Consider the following 15,929-nt stretch of genomic DNA (forward strand, 5'->3'; position numbering starts at 1 on the left):
CTCAGGCGCTGAGCGCGGCATCGGGCTCGATGCGCCGCTGGTCGAGATAGCCGGCGATCTCGGACGCGCGCATCGGTTTGGCGTAGAGGAAGCCCTGCACCTCGGTCATGCCCTCGCTTCGGGCGAATTCGAGCTGGTGTTCGGTTTCCACGCCTTCGAGCACGGTTTCCATCTTCAGCGTCCGCGACAGCCGCACGATCGTGCGGACGATCTCGGCGTCGCTGTCCTCCGCGGTCAGCTCGCGGGTGAAGCAGCGGTCGATCTTGATCCGGTCGAAGCGGATGCGCCGCAGGTTGTTGAGCGACGAAAAGCCCGTGCCGAAATCGTCCATCGTGATGCGCACGCCGAGCGCGCGCAGTTCCTCGATCGTCTTCAAAAGCCGCGGGCTGTGCTCCAGGAGCACCGATTCGGTGATTTCCAGGTCCAGCCGGCCCGGGGCGAGCCCGCTCTCCTCGATCGCCTCACGGACGTGGTGGACGAGCCGCAGATCCTTGAACTGCACGGCCGACAGGTTGACCGCGACGCCGATGGGCTTGGGCCAGTCGGCCGCCGCACGGCAGGCGTCGCGCAGGACGCGGCGGCCGAGCTGGACGATGAAGCCCGAGGTTTCGGCGAGCGGGATGAACTCCGACGGCGGCACCAGTCCGCGCTCCGGATGGTTCCAGCGCACCAGGGCCTCGAAGGAGCGGATCGCGCCCGACTTCGTGCCGTAGATCGGCTGGTAGTGGAGTTCGAATTCGTCCCGGTCGAGCCCGCGCTTCATCTGCACTTCAGCCGCCGCCGCCGATTCGCGGGTCTGCCGCAGGCTCGGCGTGAACAGGCGATACGCGCTGACGCTCTCCTGCTTGGCCTCGTAGAGCGCGAGATCGGCCGCGATGATCACGTCCGACCAGTTGTTGGCGTCGACGCCGATGCGCGAGATGCCGATGCTGGTGCCGACGTTGAGCACCAGCCCGTCGAAGGGAATGTCCTGGCCAATGGCCGCGATCAGCTCTTCCGCAAAGCGCGCGGGCGAGCACGCCCACTCTTCCGAGAAGTGGACGATCGTGAATTCGTCGCCGCCCAGCCGCACGGCGAAGTCGTCGCCCTTGCAGGCCTCGCGGAGCCGCGCGGCGACCGTCGTCAACACGACGTCGCCGGCGCGATGGCCGAACGTGTCGTTCACGTGCTTGAAGTCGTTGAGGTCGAACATGAAGAGAAAGGCGCCGCGGCGGCGCCACTCGCCGGTGGCGAGCCCCTCCTCCAGGTTCGAGACGAGATAGGTGCGGTTGAAGAGGCCCGTCATCGGGTCGTGGAGCGCCTGCTCGCGCACCCGGCTCTCGCCCTCGGCGGTGCGCTGCAGCTGCTCGCGCATCGCCATCTGGTGCCGACCGATCTCGAGGAAGATGCGGCCGACGACGAAGGGCGAGGTCAAAGCCAGCGCGTGCATCAGCGTGGAGGAGAAGGTCGCCACCAAGCTGGGATCGCTTCCCGTCCAGCGACGGAATTCCATGTCGGCGAAGATGCCGCTGGCGCAGAACACGGCTCCGAGCGTGCCGCCCGCAAGCGCGTAGCTCGCGCCGGGCAATGCCTGCCACTTGGCGCGGCCGCGCGTCAGCACGTCGGCTCCAACCCATCTCTTCGGCATCGACGGCCCCTCGGATGCAACCATAAGCAGCTTGGCGGAATTGTGTTGAATGCTGATTAACTGGCGCCGCGCTCCTCCGGTTCTTGTGATTGACGTCGCCCGGTACGAGACCAGACGAGGGCGGCATGGACGAAATGGTGTTCGCGATCGGCGACGTGCATGGCGAGTCACGCCTGCTGGCGCAGACACTCGCCTGGGTTGAGAGAACCGCTGTCGAGTACGAGTCCCGTCCGATTCTCTACATTCTCGGCGACCTCGTCGATCGCGGCCCGGATACGAGGGGCGCGCTCGACCTCGCCGTCGAGACCCTGGCACGATGGCCGGGCTCGAAGCTTCTCCTTGGCAATCACGACCGCTGGTTCCTCGACTTCGTCGACGGCGCGATGCGGGACGCGGACCGCGTGGAGCACTGGTTCGGCCAGGGCGGCGCCGAGGCGCTCCAGTCCTACGGCTTCGACCTCGACGATCCGCGCCGGGCCGCCGAGGAGATCGCGCTCCGGCACCCGTCGCATCGCCGCCTTCTCGCCCAGGCCTCGCTTTACGAGCGGCGCAACGGCCACCTCTTCGTCCATGCCGGGATCGAGCCGGGCCGCTCGCTGGCCGATCAGGGCGAGGACCAGTTCCTCTGGATCCGCCGTCCGTTTCTCGACCATGTCGGACCGCTCGGCCACGTCGTCGTTCACGGACACACGCCGCAGAAGCCTGCGCGCCCAACGGTGACCGAGAATCGCATCAGTCTGGATACCGGAGCCGCCACGACGGGCGTCCTCACGGCGGCGGCTTGGCCGCCGCCCTTCGGAACCTGCCCACCCATCTTCGCCGCCACGGCGAAAGGAAGCGGAAAGGTTCGGCCGATCGAGCCGCGCCGGCTCGACCGCGGCCTCGGCACCGTTCTCGATCGCTGAAGCCCAAAAAGCGGACGGTCCGAAGACCGTCCCAAATTTGGCTGGAGTATCAGGCCACGAAAAACCTGATGCTGGTTAATTCACCGGCAATGCAAAAGTTGCGTTAGGGCAAAAGGCGATGCGTCCGCCCCCGGACGTCGGCTAAATTCCTTGGCCGTCTCGACGTTTCGGACGTCTGTTCCAATTCCCTGCCCGAAGCGTGCTCTTGATCCCGCGCGCATGAGTTTCACGATAAGGGTGCAGAGAATGTTCCGCGACAAGCCTTCCGCCTATGATCGGCTGTCCGACGCGCTATCCGACCTCACCGAGCGCCTGGGCGATCTCGAAGAGCAGATCGTCGAGCGCATCAATCCGCGGCCGTCACGGCTGGAGCGGGCGCGCCGCGCCGTGTCGCGCAACCTGCCGAGCCTCTACGCGCAGCCGTCCTGGGCCGAGCGGCACCTGCCGGGCTTCCTGTCCGGCCTGTCCCTGCCCTCGTGGGGCGACGCGCGCGACGAGTTGGCCGAACTCTCGAGCGCCGCGCGCGCGCGGGCCGTCGCCGCCCGTGCCCAGATCCCGGACGCCCGTCCCTATCTCGAGGACGTTCGCAGCCACCTTCCCGACTGGCGCCTGCCGCGGCACCTGAGCTTCCGGCGCGGCATGGAGGCTCAGCGCGGCATCGATTACCTCCGCGATCGCCCGGGCGCGACCACGGCGCTGATCCTCGGCGGCACGGTTCTCGTCGTCGGCGCGGCCTGGTTCGTCACCAAGAAGGTGCAGGAGCATTCGGAGGAGCCGGATTACGAGACGGTCCGGCGCGACGGCGCCATCGAGATCCGCGACTACGACGCGATGATCGTGGCCGAGACCGTGAAGAGCGGCTATCACGAGAAGGCGCGGACCGCCGGCTTCAACACGCTGGCCGACTACATCTTCGCGCGCAACCGCGCCGGCAAGAAGATCAACATGACGACGCCGGTGCTCCAGCAGCTCTCCGAGAGCGACGGGCGCACCAAGGGCTGGGCGATCCGCTTCATCATGCCGAAGAAGTACACCAAGGCGACGCTTCCCGAGCCATCCACGAGCGACGTGGCCTTGAAGGAGATCCCGTCCAAGCGGGTCGCGGCGATCCGCTTCTCCGGCAACTTCAGCGCCACGGCGGCGAGCAAGCAGCTGATGACGCTCTACAACTACCTCGCCGACGAGAACCTGAAGCAGAAGGGCGATCCGGAATACGCCTTCTACAACCCGCCCTGGACGCCGGGCTTCCTGAAGCGCAACGAGATCCTGATCGAGATCGAGCGCTGATCGCGGAACGGAGTGAGTGATAGAAAAGGGCGGAGGTTCCTTGCGGGATCTCCGCTTTTTTTTCATTTCGACTTAAATTCGCCCGTTAATCATCCATCAATCGACTTCCAAAAGTCCTTGAAACTTAAGGCACGCCCCGGCCATTCTTCCAGCTGATCGTCGGACGGGAGAATCGGGACATGAAGCGCTTCACGGCAGGGCTGACGGCAGCCGCGACGCTTCTCATCGCCTGCGGGCCAGCCTTTTCCGCAGGCCGGAACGGCGTGGCCTGCTACGAGCCGGTCCGCACCGGTCCCGTCTACAAGACGATCACCGAGAAGGTGCTCGTACGCCCGGAGACCGTCGCCTACGACATCGTGCCCGCGCAGTACGGAACCCGCGCGCGGCAGGTCGTGATGCAGCCGCAGCGCACCGAACTCTACGACGTACAGGCCGTCTTCGGCACGCAGCAGCGCGAGGTGGTTCTCGCCCCGAGCCGCACCGTGCGCCGCCACGCCGCGCCGCGCTATGCCGAGGTGGCCGAGACGGTCGAGGTGTCTCCGGCGCGGGTGGTCTGGGAATGGCGGATCATCGACGGCAAACGCGTGAAGTGCCGGGTGGAATATCCGGCCCGCTACGAGCAGCGCACCCGCAAGGTGCTCGTCGAGGCCGGCCGCAGCTGGACGGAATACCAGCCGGAGCAGCGCGCCACGGTGACGAGCCAGGTGCTCGTCCAAGCCCCCGGCACGCGCGCGCAGACCGTGCTGCCGCAGATCGACTGGGTGGAAGAGCGCTATCTCGTCCGGCCGGAGGTACGCGTCCCGCGCCTCGTGCCGGCGGTCTACGAAACGCGCTCGCGCCGCGTCCTCGTCAAGGCGCATGGCGAGGGCCTGCGCCGCGTCCATGTCGGCAAGACCTGCTGAGAGGCGCTTGCAGGGCCCGGTCGCCCCGCCGCATAGACGGGGAATGACATCATCCGCTCTGCCATCCGGCTTCGCCCTCGACGGCGACGACCTCCGCCTCGACCCGCGCGAGCCCGCCTTCTTCGAGGATCCCTACCCGACTTATGCCGCCCTCCATGCGAGCGGCCGCGGCACCGCGGTCTGGCGGGAGGGCAGGCTGCGCGTCACGTGGCGGCAGGAGGCCGTGTCGAAGCTGCTGCGCGTTCGCCGCTTCGGCCGCATCCTGCCGGCGGACGCTCTCGGCCGCGCCGACCATTCGGCGCAGCCATCCCACGTCTCGGCCTTCTACGCGTTGGAATCCAACTCCCTCCTCGAACTCGAACCGCCGACCCACACGCGGCTGCGGGCCCTCGTCACCAAGGCCTTCGTGTCGCGCCGCGTCGAGGCGATGGAAGGCACGATCCGGACCATCGCCGACGATCTCATCGACGCGTTCGCGGCCGATGGCGAGGCGGATCTCGTCGCGACCTTCGCCAACCAGCTGCCGGTTCGCGTCATCGCGCGCCTGATCGGCGTCGGCGAGTCGGTTTCCGACCGGCTGCTCGCCTGGTCGCACGCGATGGTCGCCATGTACCGCTTCGGCCGCACGCGCTCGGACGAGGACGCGGCGGAAGCGGCTGCCCGCGACTTCTCGGCCTATCTGCGCGACGCGATCGAGGAGAAGCGGCGGCGGCCCGGGGCCGACCTCGTCTCGACCCTGATCGCAGCCGAGAGCGAGGACGGCCGGTTGTCGGCCGACGAGATGGTCTCGACGCTCGTGCTCCTGCTCAACGCCGGCCACGAGGCGACGGTGCACGCCATCGGCAACGCCGTCGCCGCGATCCTCTCCCACGACATCGATGCGGGCGCCCTGCTCGCCGACGACGCCTCGGCCGACCGCCTCGTCGAAGAAGCGCTGCGCTTCGACACGCCGCTCCATTTGTTTCGCCGAACCGCGCTTGAGGAGGTCGAGGTGGAAGGGGTGACGCTCGCGCGCGGCGAGGAGATCGCGCTTCTTCTCGGCGCGGCGAACCGCGACCCCACGGTCTTCGTGGAGCCGCACCGCTTCGATCCGGCGCGCGCGCCGAACCCGCACGTCTCCTTCGGCGGCGGCATCCACTTCTGCGTCGGCGCCCCGCTCGCCCGACTGGAGATGCGCGTGGCGCTGCGCCGCCTCTTCGAGCGGCTTTCGGGCCTCGCCCTCGCCGGTCCCCTGTCCGTGCGCGACACGTGGCACTTCCGCGGGCTCGACCGGCTCGACGTCCGGTTCGACCCCGTCAAACCTTGACGACGAAGTGCTTGCGCGTCGGCGAGACGACGCGCCACGTGCCCTTGAAGCCGGGACGGATCACGAAGCCGTCGCCGGCGGACAGCGTCACCGCCTCGCCGCCCTCGGCGGTCAGAACGGAGACGCCGTCGAGGATGTGGAAGAACTCCCACTCCGAATAGTCGACCTGCCACTCGCCCTCGTCGGCTTCCCAGATGCCGGCGTAAAGGCCGTCACTCGTCTCCTCGATGGTCCAGGTGCGGGTGACCGGCCGGCCGGACACGATCCGGTCCGGCGCCGGGCCGCCAATTTCCGGCTCGATGCCGGCGGCCTCGATCCGGGCCCAGAGGCTGTCGATCTCGCTCATCGCGGCGGCTCCTCGTCGTCCCTCAGGTCTTGGCGAGAGCCTGTTCGAGGTCGGCGATGATGTCCTCGACGCTCTCGATGCCGATCGACAGGCGCACCACGTCGGGCCCGGCGCCGGCGCTCTTCTTCTGCTCGTCGGCGAGCTGCTTGTGGGTGGTCGAGGCCGGATGGATCACCAGCGAGCGCGTGTCGCCGATGTTGGCGAGGTGCGAGAAGAGCTCGAGCCCCTGCACGAAGGCGACGCCGGCGTCGTAGCCGCCCTTGAGGCCGAAGGTCATGACGGCGCCGGCGCCCTTCGGCGCATAGCGCTGCATCAGCGCGTGGTTCGAATCGGACGGCAGGCCGGCATAGGACACCCATCCGACCTTCTCGTGCCCTAACAGGTACTGCGCGACGGCCAGCGCGTTGTCGCAGTGCTTCTGCATGCGGAGCGGCAGCGTCTCGATGCCGGTCAGGATCATGAAGGCGTTGAAGGGTGAGATCGACGGCCCGAGATCGCGCAAACCGAGGACCCGGCAGGCGATGGCGAAGGCGAAGTTGCCGAAGGTCTCGTGGAGGACGATGCCGTTATATTCCGGCCGCAGCTTGGAGAGCACGGGATAGCGGTCGCTCGCCGACCAGTCGAAAGTGCCGCCGTCGACGATGACGCCGCCCATCGAGTTGCCGTGCCCGCCCATGAACTTCGTCAGCGAACCGACGACGACGTCCGCCCCGTGCTCGATCGGACGGCAGAGGTACGGCGTTGCCAGCGTGTTGTCGACGATCAGCGGCAGGCCGTGCCGATGCGCGATCTCGGCAATGCCGGCGATGTCGCAGACGATGCCGCCGGGATTGGCGATCGACTCGATGAAGATCGCCTTGGTCTTGTCGGTGATCGCCGCCTCGAAGGTCGAGAGATCGGCGGGATCGGCCCACTGCACCTCCCAGCCGAAGGACTTGAAGGAGTGGCCGAACTGGTTGATCGAGCCGCCATAGAGCTTGCGCGAGGCCACGAAGGCGTCGCCGGGCGAGAGCAGCGCGTGGAAGACGATCATCTGCGCGGCGTGCCCGCTCGCCACCGCCAGCGCCGCGGTGCCGCCCTCAAGCGCGGCGACGCGCTCCTCGAGCACGGCCTGCGTCGGGTTCATGATGCGGGTGTAGATGTTGCCGAACTGCTGGAGCCCGAAGAGCGAGGCGGCGTGGTCGACGTCGTCGAACACGAAGGACGTCGTCTGGTAGATCGGCGTCGCCCGCGCGCCCGTCGCGGGGTCCGGCTGCGCGCCGGCATGGATCGCCAGGGTTTCGAAACGGGGATTGCTCATCGGTCGACTCCTCCGGAATTGCCGCGGGAGGTTTGCATCCCCGGCCGCGGGAAAAAAGGCATGAGCCGGTCGAAAAGCGGCTCGCCGGCGGAAAATCCCCTTTGCGGAAGCCGCCGCCGGACCGGATGCGCAACGATCGCCCGCCCCGCGCATTGGCCGCAGAGTTCGACGAACAGCAGGGATCAGTTTGAACATGCCCGACAATCAGGGACGCGTGCGCTACGCCGTGGTGGGCGGCGGCTGGATCAGCCAGGGCGCCTTCATGCCGGGCGTCGGCCAGACCGAGAACTCCGTGATGACGGCGCTCGTCACGGGCGACCCGATCAAGGCCGACGCGTTGGCGAAGAAGTACGACCTCGCGAGCTACCGATACGAGGACTACGACAAGCTCCTCGCATCCGGCACGGTCGATGCGGTCTACATCGCGACGCCGAACTTTCGTCACCGCGAGTTCGCCGAGCCGGCCCTCAAGGCCGGCATCCACGTCCTCCTGGAAAAGCCGATGGAGTGTTCGGTCGCCGACGCCCAGGCGATCGAGGACGCCGCGAAAGCGTCCGGTGCCAAGCTGATGATCGCCTATCGCCTGCATTGCGAGCCGGGCACGCTTGCCCTCCTCCAGGCGATCCGCGACGGCGCGGTCGGCAAGCCGCTCTTCTTCTCCTCAGACTTTTCCCAAAACGTCAAGGGCTCCAACCACCGCGCCAAGAGCGGCTACTGGGCCGGCCCTGTGCCGGACATGGGCACCTATCCGATCAACGCCGCGCGCAACCTCTTCGGTGCCGAGCCGGTGAGCGTGCGCGCCGTCGGCACGAGGGGCGGCCGCGATTTCGGCTTCGACGACACGGTCGCGGTGACGCTGGAGTTTCCGGGCGAACGTCTCGCGAGCTTCACCGTCAGCTATTCCGGCGCCGACATCGACGAGTTCCGGGTGATCGGCACGGACGGGACGGCGCGCTGCTCGCCCGCCTTCGGCTTCGGCGAGGGCACGGCCACCACCTACACCCTCACCGACAAGGACGGGAACGAGAGCGAGCACGAGGCACCCGTCGTCGACCAGTTCGCCGGCGAGACCGCCTACTTCTCCGACTGCATCCTCAACGATCGCGAGCCCGAGCCGAACGGCGAGGAAGGCACCCTCGACGTCGTGGTCCTGGAGGCCGTGGAGCGCGCGCTCGAGACGGGCGACACGCAGAAGCTCGAGCCGCGCGAGCGCCGGCGCCGTCCGGTAGCGGACCAGAAGCGCGAGTTCCCGCTGGCGAAGGTGCCGGACTTCGTGAACACGGACGTGCCCATAGGGTGAGGCGGATCGGTCGTCAGGCGTGCAGATCCTCGACGTTTCCGGCAGCGACCAGGGCGAGCACCCGAACGCCTGATGGCTCTACGCGATACAGGATGATGTGGGCGGCATGCTCGTGCCGCCGCACATTCGTCCCGATTGTCGGCGCGGCCCGTCCCATGCGTGGGTTTTCGGCAAGCAGGCCAAAGACGCGCTCCAACTCTTCGATGTAGCGCAGAGCCTGCCGTCGACCGAAGAGTTCGATGCCGCTCAGATAGATATCGAGGAGTTCGCGATCGACGCGTCCTGATAGCGAAAAGCTAGTCACGAAAGATGCCGCGCTCGCGAGCGATCCGATCACCCTCGGCGACGATGTCCGCGATATTCCGGTCGCTGATTCCGCTGGCCTCCGCGTCATCCACGATGCGGCGAAGATCGTCGATCGACAGCGGGGCAGAAGATTGGCTTGAAGGTTTCTGGCGATCATTGGCCACCAGAACCGCAAGATAATGGTTCGCGCTCGCGTAATCCCCAGCCTGCACGCGCCCCTCGATCCAGTCGGCCAGCCCGTCGGAGATCGTAATGGTTAAGGTCGCCATCGCTTGTCCTCTCGGATGTTTGGAATCTAATATAGGAGCAGCCCGAGGCGCGACGCCGCCATCACCCCCGCCGCGGGTTCAGTCCCAAGCTCTGGAAGCCGGCGCGCATCACCGGCTTCTTCGACGAGAGCACGCGCGAGTTGACGCCGTTCCAGCCGATCTCGCCGGAGAGGCGGGCGTATTCGATCTTGGGACAGCGATCCATGACGACGGTCAGGCCCGCTTCCTCCGCGCGCCGCGCCGCTTCGTCGTGGCGCACGGTCAGCTGCATCCAGATCACCTTCGGCTTGGGGTCGAGCGCGAGTGCTTCGTCCACGATGCCGGGCACGGCGTCGGAGGAGCGGAAGATGTCGACCATGTCGATCGGCTCGGGGATCGCCGCGAGGCTCGGATAGCAAGTGCGCCCAAGGATCTCCTGGCCGGCGAGGCCAGGATTGACGGGGAACACCGTGTAGCCCTTGGCGATGAGGTACTTCAGCACGAAGAAGCTCGGCCGCACCTCCTTGGCGCTCGCGCCGACGAGCGCCACTGTCTTCGTCTCGTCGAGGATGCGGCGGATATCGGCGTCGGCATAGGCAAGGCGCTCGGGGCTCATTCGTGCGTCCATTCCGGCTTGCGCTTGCCGAGGAACGCGCCGATGCCCTCTTCCGCGTCGCGCGCCAGCATGTTCTCGACCATGACGGAAGCCGCATAGTCGTAGGCGTCGGCGAGCCCCATCTCCGCCTGGCGGTAGAAGGCCTCCTTGCCGATCTTCACCGTCGCGGCCGACTTCGAGGCGATGGTGCGCACGTACTTGCCGACCACGGTGCCGAGATATTCCGGAGGCACCACGCGGTTGACGAGACCGAAGTCGCGGGCGGTGCGGGCGTCGATCGTCTCGCCGGTCAGGAGCATCTCCATCGCGTGCTTGTTCGACAGGTTGCGCGAGAGCGCGACCATGGGTGTCGAGCAGAACAGGCCGATATTGACGCCGGGCGTGCAGAAGGCGGCCTCCTCCGACGCGATGGCGAGGTCGCAGCTGGCGACCAGCTGGCATCCGGCCGCGGTGGCGAGACCGGCGATCTCGGCGATCACCGGCCTGGGGTGGCGTACGATCGCCTGCATCAGCTCGGCGCAGCGCCGCATGGTGGTCTCGAAGAAGGCGCGGCCGCGATCGGGATCGCCGCGATGCGCGGTGATCTCCTTGAGATCGTGGCCGGCCGAGAAGAGCTTGCCGGAGGCTGCGATCACGACGACGCGGCAGTCGCGGTCCGCCGCCGCTTCGGCGAGCGCCGCCATCAGCGCGTCCATCATGGCGACGGAAAGCGCGTTGGCGGGCGGGCTCGACAGAACGATGCGGTGGGCATGCTCGCCGCGCTGGACCGCGATCGGGTGCGTGCCGGCCTGCGGCAGTTCCAGGATGTCGGCCATGCTCGTTCCTCCTACGCCGGCGCCTCGGCTTTCGATGTACCGCCGCGCTCCGCCTCGTGCTAGCCGGATAGTTGTCGGGGCGAGGCGGGGGTGCCAACGGATGCAGCCGGTGATGGACGTGGCGTCGCTGGAGAGCTTCCTCGCCAGCGACTTTCCGCAGGTGAACGACGGCGGCAAGGCCTTCCACGTCGTGTCGGTCGCGCCGGGCTCGGCGACGATGCGCCTCGACGCGGCCGAGCGACACCTGCGGCCGGGCGGCACCGTGTCGGGTCCGACGCTCTTCGCCCTCGCCGACGTCGCCGCCTATGTCGCGATCCTCGCCCATATCGGTCCTGTCGCGCTCGCCGTCACGACGAACCTCTCGATCAACTTCCTGAGGAAGCCCCTGCCCGGCCCGCTTTTCGCGCAGGCTCGCATCCTGAAGCTCGGCGCACGGCTCGCGGTGACGGAAATCTCGATCACCAACGGCGCGGACGGCGACGTCGTCGCGCACGCGACGGCAACGTACTCCATCCCGCCGCGACTACGGTAACTGGATACCGCGTTCCGGTATTATGATACCGCACTGCTCCAAAGCCTTGCGATACAGGCCTTTGAGAAGAGTTGTAGCTCGCACTTCGTGTTGACATGGCGAGTCCTGGCCGCTACAGCACCGCCATCGAACGGCGGCGCGATGCCGCTCTTTGTTGCGCGACGATGGCCCCGGCCGCCGATCCGCGCCGGACATCAAACGCACCGGACCAGTTCATGAAGACCTTCTCGCAGAAGAACGAGACGGTGGAGAAGAAGTGGGTCGTCATCGACGCCGAGGGTCTCGTCGTCGGTCGCCTCGCCTCCATCGTTGCGCTTCGCCTTCGCGGCAAGCACAAGCCCACCTTCACGCCCCACATCGACGACGGCGATAACATCATCATCGTCAACGCCGACAAGGTCGTGTTCACGGGCAAGAAGTACCAGAACAAGACCTACTACTGGCACACCGGCTATGCCGGCGGCATCAAGGAGCGCAAGGCGCGCGAGATTCTGGAAGGCCGCTTCCCGGAGCGCGTCGTCGAGAAGGCCGTCGAGCGCATGCTGCCCCGCGGCCCCCTCGGCCGCCAGCAGCTCAAGAACCTGCGCGTCTATGCCGGCGCCGAGCACCCGCACACGGCTCAGACCCCCGAGACGCTCGACGTGCGCTCGATGAATTCCAAGAATGCGAGGGCCGCCTGATGTCCCAGCTCTCTTCGCTGCAGTCCGCCCTGACCTCGGCCGGCGCCGCGCCGGAGTCCGATGCTCCGGTTCACGTCCAGAAGCTCGACCAGTTCGGCCGCGCCTACGCGACTGGCCGCCGCAAGGACGCGGTCGCCCGCGTCTGGGTGAAGCCGGGTACCGGCAAGATCACCGTCAACGACAAGGACTTCTCCGCCTACTTCGCGCGGCCGGTCCTCCAGATGGTGCTCCAGCAGCCGATCGTCGCCGCCGACCGTAACGGTCAGTTCGACATCATCGCCACCGTCGTCGGCGGCGGCCTGTCGGGCCAGGCGGGCGCCGTGCGCCATGGCATCAGCCGCGCCCTCACCCACTACGAGCCGGGCCTGCGCGCCGTCCTGAAGAAGGGCGGCTTCCTGACCCGCGACTCGCGTACCGTCGAGCGCAAGAAGTACGGCAAGGCCAAGGCCCGCCGCTCCTTCCAGTTCTCGAAGCGCTGATCCGGGCCGGCGGCCCGCCCGGGTCGCCACCGCTTCGCGAAACAGACAAGGGCCGTGCGGGCATCCCCCGCGCGGCCTTTTTCGCATCGTGGAACAACATCGAACTGTCATGCAGCGGCGCTAGCTGAGGAGCGGCGACGCGCCAGCGAGAGGATGAACAGGCCATGGCCGAGAGCGGCATCGACCACGCCTTCACCGCGACGGAGATCACCGGCGCCGCCGGCGATCCGACCTATGCCGGCGCCCTCTCCTTCATGCGGCGACGCTTCACCAAGGACGTGGCCGGCACCGATGCCACCGTCTGGGGCGTGCCGTTCGATTCCGCCGTGTCGAACCGTTCGGGCGCGCGCTTCGGGCCGCAGGCGATCCGTCGGGCCTCGGCGATCTTCGACAACGATCCGCAGTACCCCTTCCACACCGACCTCTTCGAGGCCTTCTCCGTCGTCGACTACGGCGACTGCCGGCTCGACTACCGCCTGCCGGAAGCGGCCCACGAGACGATCCGCGCCGACGCCGAGGCGCTCCTCGCCAAGACGGGCTTCCTGCTCACGCTGGGCGGCGATCATTCGATCGCCTTCCCGCTTCTCCAGGCGCATCATGCCCGCCACGGCCGCATGAGCCTCGTTCAGTTCGACGCGCACCAGGACACCTGGCCCGTGGCGCGCGGGGCGGACGGCTCGGTGCGCGTCGACCACGGCTCCTTCACCAAGGCGGCGGTCGAGGCCGGGCTGATCGATCCCGCGACCTCGATCCAGGTCGGCATCCGCACGCACGCGCCGGAGGATTGCGGCATCGCCATCCTGCACGGTTACGAGGTGGAGGAGATGAGCGCCGTCGATATCGCCAAGCGCATCTACGAGCGCACGCACGGCACCAACGTCTACCTGTCCTTCGACATCGACTGCCTCGACCCCGCCTTCGCGCCGGGCACGGGCACGCCGGTGGCGGGCGGGCCGTCGAGCGCCAAGATGCTCGCCGTCCTTCGCCACCTGAAGAACGCCGAGATCGTCGGCGCCGACGTCGTCGAGGTCGCACCCGCCTACGACCATGCCGACGTGACGGCGATCGCCGCGTCGAGCGTCGCCATGTACGTCCTCGGTATCCTGTCCGAGAAGAAGAGCCGGCGCGCAGCCGGCTGAGCCCTGCCTGCCCCTCCGCACGAAAGCCCAAGGCCCATGAGACCCAAGATCTTCATCGACGGCGAGCACGGCACGACCGGCCTCCAGATCCGCAACCGGCTGGCGGGGCGAGACGACATCGAGGTCATCTCGATCCCGACCGAGCGGCGCAAGGAGCGCGAGGCGCGGCAGGAGTACCTGCAGGCCGCCGACGTCGCGATCCTCTGCCTCCCCGACGACGCGGCCAGAGAGAGCGTCCAGCTCATCGGCGATGCCGGCACGCGCGTCATCGACGCCTCGACCGCGCACCGCACGGCCGAAGGCTGGACCTACGGCTTCCCGGAGATCGACGCCGGGCAGTTCGCGGCGGTGTCGAACGCGCAGTTCGTCGCCAATCCCGGCTGCTGGCCGCAGGGCCCGATCGCGCTCCTGCGCCCGCTGATCCGCGCCGGTCTCCTGCCCGCCGACTATCCCGTCACCTTCAACGGCATCTCCGGCTATTCCGGCGGCGGGCGGCAGATGATCGAGGAGTACGAGGCGAAGGGCGACGATGCGCCGGAATTCCTCCCCTATGCGCTCGGCCTGAAGCACAAGCACATTCCGGAGCTGAAGACCTATGCGGGCCTTTCCCGCGACCCGTTGATGCAGCCGGCCGTCGGCAATTTCGCGCAGGGCATGGTGACGGTGGTGCCGCTCCAGCTCGGCACGCTGGCCCGGGTGCCGAAGGGCGCGGAGCTCCACGCGGCGATCGCCGACCACTTCGCCGGCCTGCCCGGCGGCGTCGTGTCCGTCGCGCCCTTTGAAGCGACGGACCGCGTGGCCTCGCTCGATCCGGAGAGCCACCGCGACACGGACGGCATGACGCTGCATGTCTTCGCCAACGACAACCGGGCGCAGGCCCTTCTTGTCGCGGTCTACGACAATCTGGGCAAGGGCGCCTCGGGCGCGGCCGTGCAGAACCTCGACCTGATGATCGGGGCGGAGCGCCGCTGAAGACGGCGCTCCGGGCAGCTCAGCCGAGGATGGAGGCGGGCGTGCGCCCGCTTTCGGAATACTCGCCCTTCATCGAACGGGCGTGGGCGACGGCATAGATCAGGACCACGACCGCGCCCGCCTGGTGGGCGATGCCCCAGCCGATCGGCACGACGAGCAGCAGCGTGGTGATGCCGATCGCGGCCTGGACGAGAACGAGGCCGACGAGGATCGCCGAGCGCCGCGCATGGCTCGTCTCCGGCGCCTGGACATAGGCGGCGATGCAGTGGATCACTGTCGCGGCGAGCAGGACATAGGCGCCGAGGCGATGCAGGAACTGCGCCGTCATGTAGTTCTCGAACGGGTTCAGCCACCAGGGCTGCATGGACCACAGCCCGTTCGGGACGAGCTGCCCCTCCATCAGCGGCCACGTGTTGTAGATGAGGCCCGCATTCAGCCCCGCGACGATGCCGCCGAGATAGATCTGCAGGAAGCACAGCGCGACGAGAACCAGCGAGGCCGCGATCGAGCCGCGCGAGGGCGGCGCTTCGAGCGGCTGCGGGGTAAGCCCGCGCGCCACCCAGACGATCGAGCTCAGGATCAGGCAGGCGACGATCAGGTGCACCGCGAGGCGGTACTGGCTGACGTCGGTGCGCTCGACGAGCCCGCTCGCCACCATCCACCAGCCGATGCCGCCCTGGAGGGCGCCGAGCGCGAGGATGCCGAGAAGCCGCGGCTTGAGAAACGACTCGAGCCGCCCCGTCAGCCAGAAGAAGGCGAGCGGCAGCGCGAAGGCGACCCCGACGGCGCGGGCTAGGAAGCGGTGCGCCCATTCCCACCAGAAGATGGTCTGGAACTCCGACAGGCTCATCCCGCGATTGATCTGCTGATATTGCGGGATCTGGCGGTAGAGGTCGAACTCCTCCTGCCACTCGGCGGCCGAGAGCGGCGGGATGACGCCGTGGATCGGCTTCCATTCGGTGATCGACAGGCCGGATTCCGTGAGGCGCGTCGCGCCGCCGACGACGACCAGGGCCACCACCATCAGCGCGACGAACCAGAGCCAGAGGCGGACGGCGAAGCGATTGATTTCGCGCGGGCTCGCTCGGCGCGGAGCGACATCGGCTGAATAATACATGATGCTCATCGACGGCCTTCTCCAGACCGGTTCCTAGAACCCGAATTCGGCA

18 protein-coding genes are annotated in these 15,929 nt (G+C 67.8%); 10 read left to right on the forward strand and 8 right to left on the reverse strand.

Going from position 1 to position 15,929, the window contains the following annotated elements:
* Position 1: 1 nt before the first annotated feature.
* Positions 2-1,627: a putative bifunctional diguanylate cyclase/phosphodiesterase gene (locus FZN60_RS12905; RefSeq protein ID WP_158873883.1), complete on the reverse strand. Its 1,626-nt coding sequence runs from the start codon at positions 1,625-1,627 to the stop codon at positions 2-4.
* A 125-nt stretch (positions 1,628-1,752) separates the two neighbouring features.
* Between FZN60_RS12905 and FZN60_RS12910 the strand changes: the two genes are divergently transcribed.
* The 4 genes from FZN60_RS12910 to FZN60_RS12925 all read left to right on the forward strand — a co-directional run bounded on the left by FZN60_RS12910 (position 1,753) and on the right by FZN60_RS12925 (position 6,027).
* Positions 1,753-2,532, forward strand: a complete 780-nt coding sequence (locus FZN60_RS12910) for a metallophosphoesterase (RefSeq protein WP_158873884.1) — start codon at positions 1,753-1,755, stop codon at positions 2,530-2,532.
* A gap of 246 nt (positions 2,533-2,778) precedes the next feature.
* Positions 2,779-3,819 carry an SOUL family heme-binding protein gene (locus tag FZN60_RS12915; protein ID WP_158873885.1) on the forward strand — a complete coding sequence of 347 codons (1,041 nt, stop codon included), beginning with the start codon at positions 2,779-2,781 and terminating at the stop codon, positions 3,817-3,819.
* A gap of 179 nt (positions 3,820-3,998) precedes the next feature.
* Complete coding sequence (locus FZN60_RS12920; RefSeq protein ID WP_158873886.1) at positions 3,999-4,721, forward strand: hypothetical protein; 723 nt, start codon at positions 3,999-4,001, stop codon at positions 4,719-4,721.
* Positions 4,722-4,764: 43 nt separating this feature from the next.
* The gene (locus tag FZN60_RS12925; protein WP_158873887.1) at positions 4,765-6,027 is read left to right on the forward strand and encodes a cytochrome P450; all 1,263 of its coding nucleotides are present in this window, start codon (positions 4,765-4,767) and stop codon (positions 6,025-6,027) included.
* Here FZN60_RS12925 and FZN60_RS12930 read toward each other — a convergent pair.
* Positions 6,017-6,373: a cupin domain-containing protein gene (locus FZN60_RS12930; RefSeq protein WP_158873888.1), complete on the reverse strand. Its 357-nt coding sequence runs from the start codon at positions 6,371-6,373 to the stop codon at positions 6,017-6,019. The genes FZN60_RS12925 and FZN60_RS12930 overlap by 11 nt on opposite strands.
* 22 nt (positions 6,374-6,395) lie before the next feature.
* Positions 6,396-7,673 carry an O-acetylhomoserine aminocarboxypropyltransferase gene (locus tag FZN60_RS12935; RefSeq protein WP_158873889.1) on the reverse strand — a complete coding sequence of 426 codons (1,278 nt, stop codon included), beginning with the start codon at positions 7,671-7,673 and terminating at the stop codon, positions 6,396-6,398.
* 193 nt (positions 7,674-7,866) lie between these two features.
* On the opposite strand from FZN60_RS12935, the gene FZN60_RS12940 reads away from it, so the two are divergent.
* Positions 7,867-8,973, forward strand: coding sequence for a Gfo/Idh/MocA family protein (locus FZN60_RS12940; RefSeq protein WP_158873890.1), 1,107 nt, complete (start codon positions 7,867-7,869; stop codon positions 8,971-8,973).
* Between the two features lie 13 nt (positions 8,974-8,986).
* Here FZN60_RS12940 and FZN60_RS12945 read toward each other — a convergent pair whose 3' ends face one another.
* From FZN60_RS12945 to FZN60_RS12960, 4 genes are all read right to left on the reverse strand, one after another.
* Positions 8,987-9,277: a type II toxin-antitoxin system RelE/ParE family toxin gene (locus FZN60_RS12945; protein WP_158873891.1), complete on the reverse strand. Its 291-nt coding sequence runs from the start codon at positions 9,275-9,277 to the stop codon at positions 8,987-8,989.
* Entirely contained in the window at positions 9,270-9,548 is a 279-nt protein-coding gene (locus FZN60_RS12950) for a ribbon-helix-helix domain-containing protein (RefSeq protein WP_158873892.1), read from the reverse strand. The genes FZN60_RS12945 and FZN60_RS12950 overlap by 8 nt, the downstream gene beginning before the upstream one ends.
* A gap of 61 nt (positions 9,549-9,609) precedes the next feature.
* The gene (locus tag FZN60_RS12955) at positions 9,610-10,143 is read right to left on the reverse strand and encodes a CoA-binding protein (RefSeq protein ID WP_158873893.1); all 534 of its coding nucleotides are present in this window, start codon (positions 10,141-10,143) and stop codon (positions 9,610-9,612) included.
* Entirely contained in the window at positions 10,140-10,958 is an 819-nt protein-coding gene (locus FZN60_RS12960) for an enoyl-CoA hydratase (protein WP_158873894.1), read from the reverse strand. Before FZN60_RS12960 ends, FZN60_RS12955 begins: the two co-directional genes overlap by 4 nt.
* Before the next feature lie 100 nt (positions 10,959-11,058).
* Between FZN60_RS12960 and FZN60_RS12965 the strand changes: the two genes are divergently transcribed.
* The 5 genes from FZN60_RS12965 (at position 11,059) to argC (ending at position 14,760) form a co-directional block, all read left to right on the forward strand.
* The gene (locus FZN60_RS12965) at positions 11,059-11,490 is read left to right on the forward strand and encodes a PaaI family thioesterase (protein WP_158873895.1); all 432 of its coding nucleotides are present in this window, start codon (positions 11,059-11,061) and stop codon (positions 11,488-11,490) included.
* Between the two features lie 215 nt (positions 11,491-11,705).
* Positions 11,706-12,170 carry a 50S ribosomal protein L13 gene (gene rplM / locus FZN60_RS12970; protein WP_158873896.1) on the forward strand — a complete coding sequence of 155 codons (465 nt, stop codon included), beginning with the start codon at positions 11,706-11,708 and terminating at the stop codon, positions 12,168-12,170.
* Positions 12,170-12,649, forward strand: a complete 480-nt coding sequence (gene rpsI / locus FZN60_RS12975; RefSeq protein WP_158873897.1) for a 30S ribosomal protein S9 — start codon at positions 12,170-12,172, stop codon at positions 12,647-12,649. Before rplM ends, rpsI begins: the two co-directional genes overlap by 1 nt.
* A 164-nt stretch (positions 12,650-12,813) precedes the next feature.
* Positions 12,814-13,788, forward strand: coding sequence for an agmatinase (gene speB, locus FZN60_RS12980; RefSeq protein WP_158873898.1), 975 nt, complete (start codon positions 12,814-12,816; stop codon positions 13,786-13,788).
* Positions 13,789-13,824: 36 nt separating this feature from the next.
* Entirely contained in the window at positions 13,825-14,760 is a 936-nt protein-coding gene (gene argC, locus FZN60_RS12985) for an N-acetyl-gamma-glutamyl-phosphate reductase (RefSeq protein ID WP_158873899.1), read from the forward strand.
* A 19-nt stretch (positions 14,761-14,779) separates the two neighbouring features.
* Here argC and FZN60_RS12990 read toward each other — a convergent pair whose 3' ends face one another.
* Positions 14,780-15,886 (reverse strand): COX15/CtaA family protein, encoded by a 1,107-nt coding sequence (locus tag FZN60_RS12990; protein WP_158873900.1) that lies wholly within the window; start codon positions 15,884-15,886, stop codon positions 14,780-14,782.
* Positions 15,887-15,929: the final 43 nt, after the last annotated feature.

This window comes from Antarcticirhabdus aurantiaca, from assembly GCF_009765365.1.
In the GTDB taxonomy this organism is placed as follows: Bacteria; Pseudomonadota; Alphaproteobacteria; order Rhizobiales; family Rhizobiaceae; genus Antarcticirhabdus; species Antarcticirhabdus aurantiaca.

Bases quoted from the DNA above. Each gene is read 5' to 3' on its own strand.
- speB (WP_158873898.1), top strand. From the start codon at position 12,814: ATGGCCGAGAGCGGCATCGACCACGCCTTCACCGCGACGGAGATCACC.
- rpsI (WP_158873897.1), top strand. From the start codon at position 12,170: ATGTCCCAGCTCTCTTCGCTGCAGTCCGCCCTGACCTCGGCCGGCGCC.
- FZN60_RS12950 (WP_158873892.1), bottom strand. From the start codon at position 9,548: ATGGCGACCTTAACCATTACGATCTCCGACGGGCTGGCCGACTGGATC.
- FZN60_RS12925 (WP_158873887.1), top strand. From the start codon at position 4,765: ATGACATCATCCGCTCTGCCATCCGGCTTCGCCCTCGACGGCGACGAC.
- FZN60_RS12965 (WP_158873895.1), top strand. From the start codon at position 11,059: ATGCAGCCGGTGATGGACGTGGCGTCGCTGGAGAGCTTCCTCGCCAGC.
- FZN60_RS12930 (WP_158873888.1), bottom strand. From the start codon at position 6,373: ATGAGCGAGATCGACAGCCTCTGGGCCCGGATCGAGGCCGCCGGCATC.
- FZN60_RS12905 (WP_158873883.1), bottom strand. From the start codon at position 1,627: ATGCCGAAGAGATGGGTTGGAGCCGACGTGCTGACGCGCGGCCGCGCC.
- argC (WP_158873899.1), top strand. From the start codon at position 13,825: ATGAGACCCAAGATCTTCATCGACGGCGAGCACGGCACGACCGGCCTC.
- FZN60_RS12955 (WP_158873893.1), bottom strand. From the start codon at position 10,143: ATGAGCCCCGAGCGCCTTGCCTATGCCGACGCCGATATCCGCCGCATC.
- FZN60_RS12960 (WP_158873894.1), bottom strand. From the start codon at position 10,958: ATGGCCGACATCCTGGAACTGCCGCAGGCCGGCACGCACCCGATCGCG.
- FZN60_RS12935 (WP_158873889.1), bottom strand. From the start codon at position 7,673: ATGAGCAATCCCCGTTTCGAAACCCTGGCGATCCATGCCGGCGCGCAG.
- FZN60_RS12990 (WP_158873900.1), bottom strand. From the start codon at position 15,886: ATGAGCATCATGTATTATTCAGCCGATGTCGCTCCGCGCCGAGCGAGC.
- rplM (WP_158873896.1), top strand. From the start codon at position 11,706: ATGAAGACCTTCTCGCAGAAGAACGAGACGGTGGAGAAGAAGTGGGTC.
- FZN60_RS12940 (WP_158873890.1), top strand. From the start codon at position 7,867: ATGCCCGACAATCAGGGACGCGTGCGCTACGCCGTGGTGGGCGGCGGC.
- FZN60_RS12915 (WP_158873885.1), top strand. From the start codon at position 2,779: ATGTTCCGCGACAAGCCTTCCGCCTATGATCGGCTGTCCGACGCGCTA.
- FZN60_RS12910 (WP_158873884.1), top strand. From the start codon at position 1,753: ATGGACGAAATGGTGTTCGCGATCGGCGACGTGCATGGCGAGTCACGC.
- FZN60_RS12920 (WP_158873886.1), top strand. From the start codon at position 3,999: ATGAAGCGCTTCACGGCAGGGCTGACGGCAGCCGCGACGCTTCTCATC.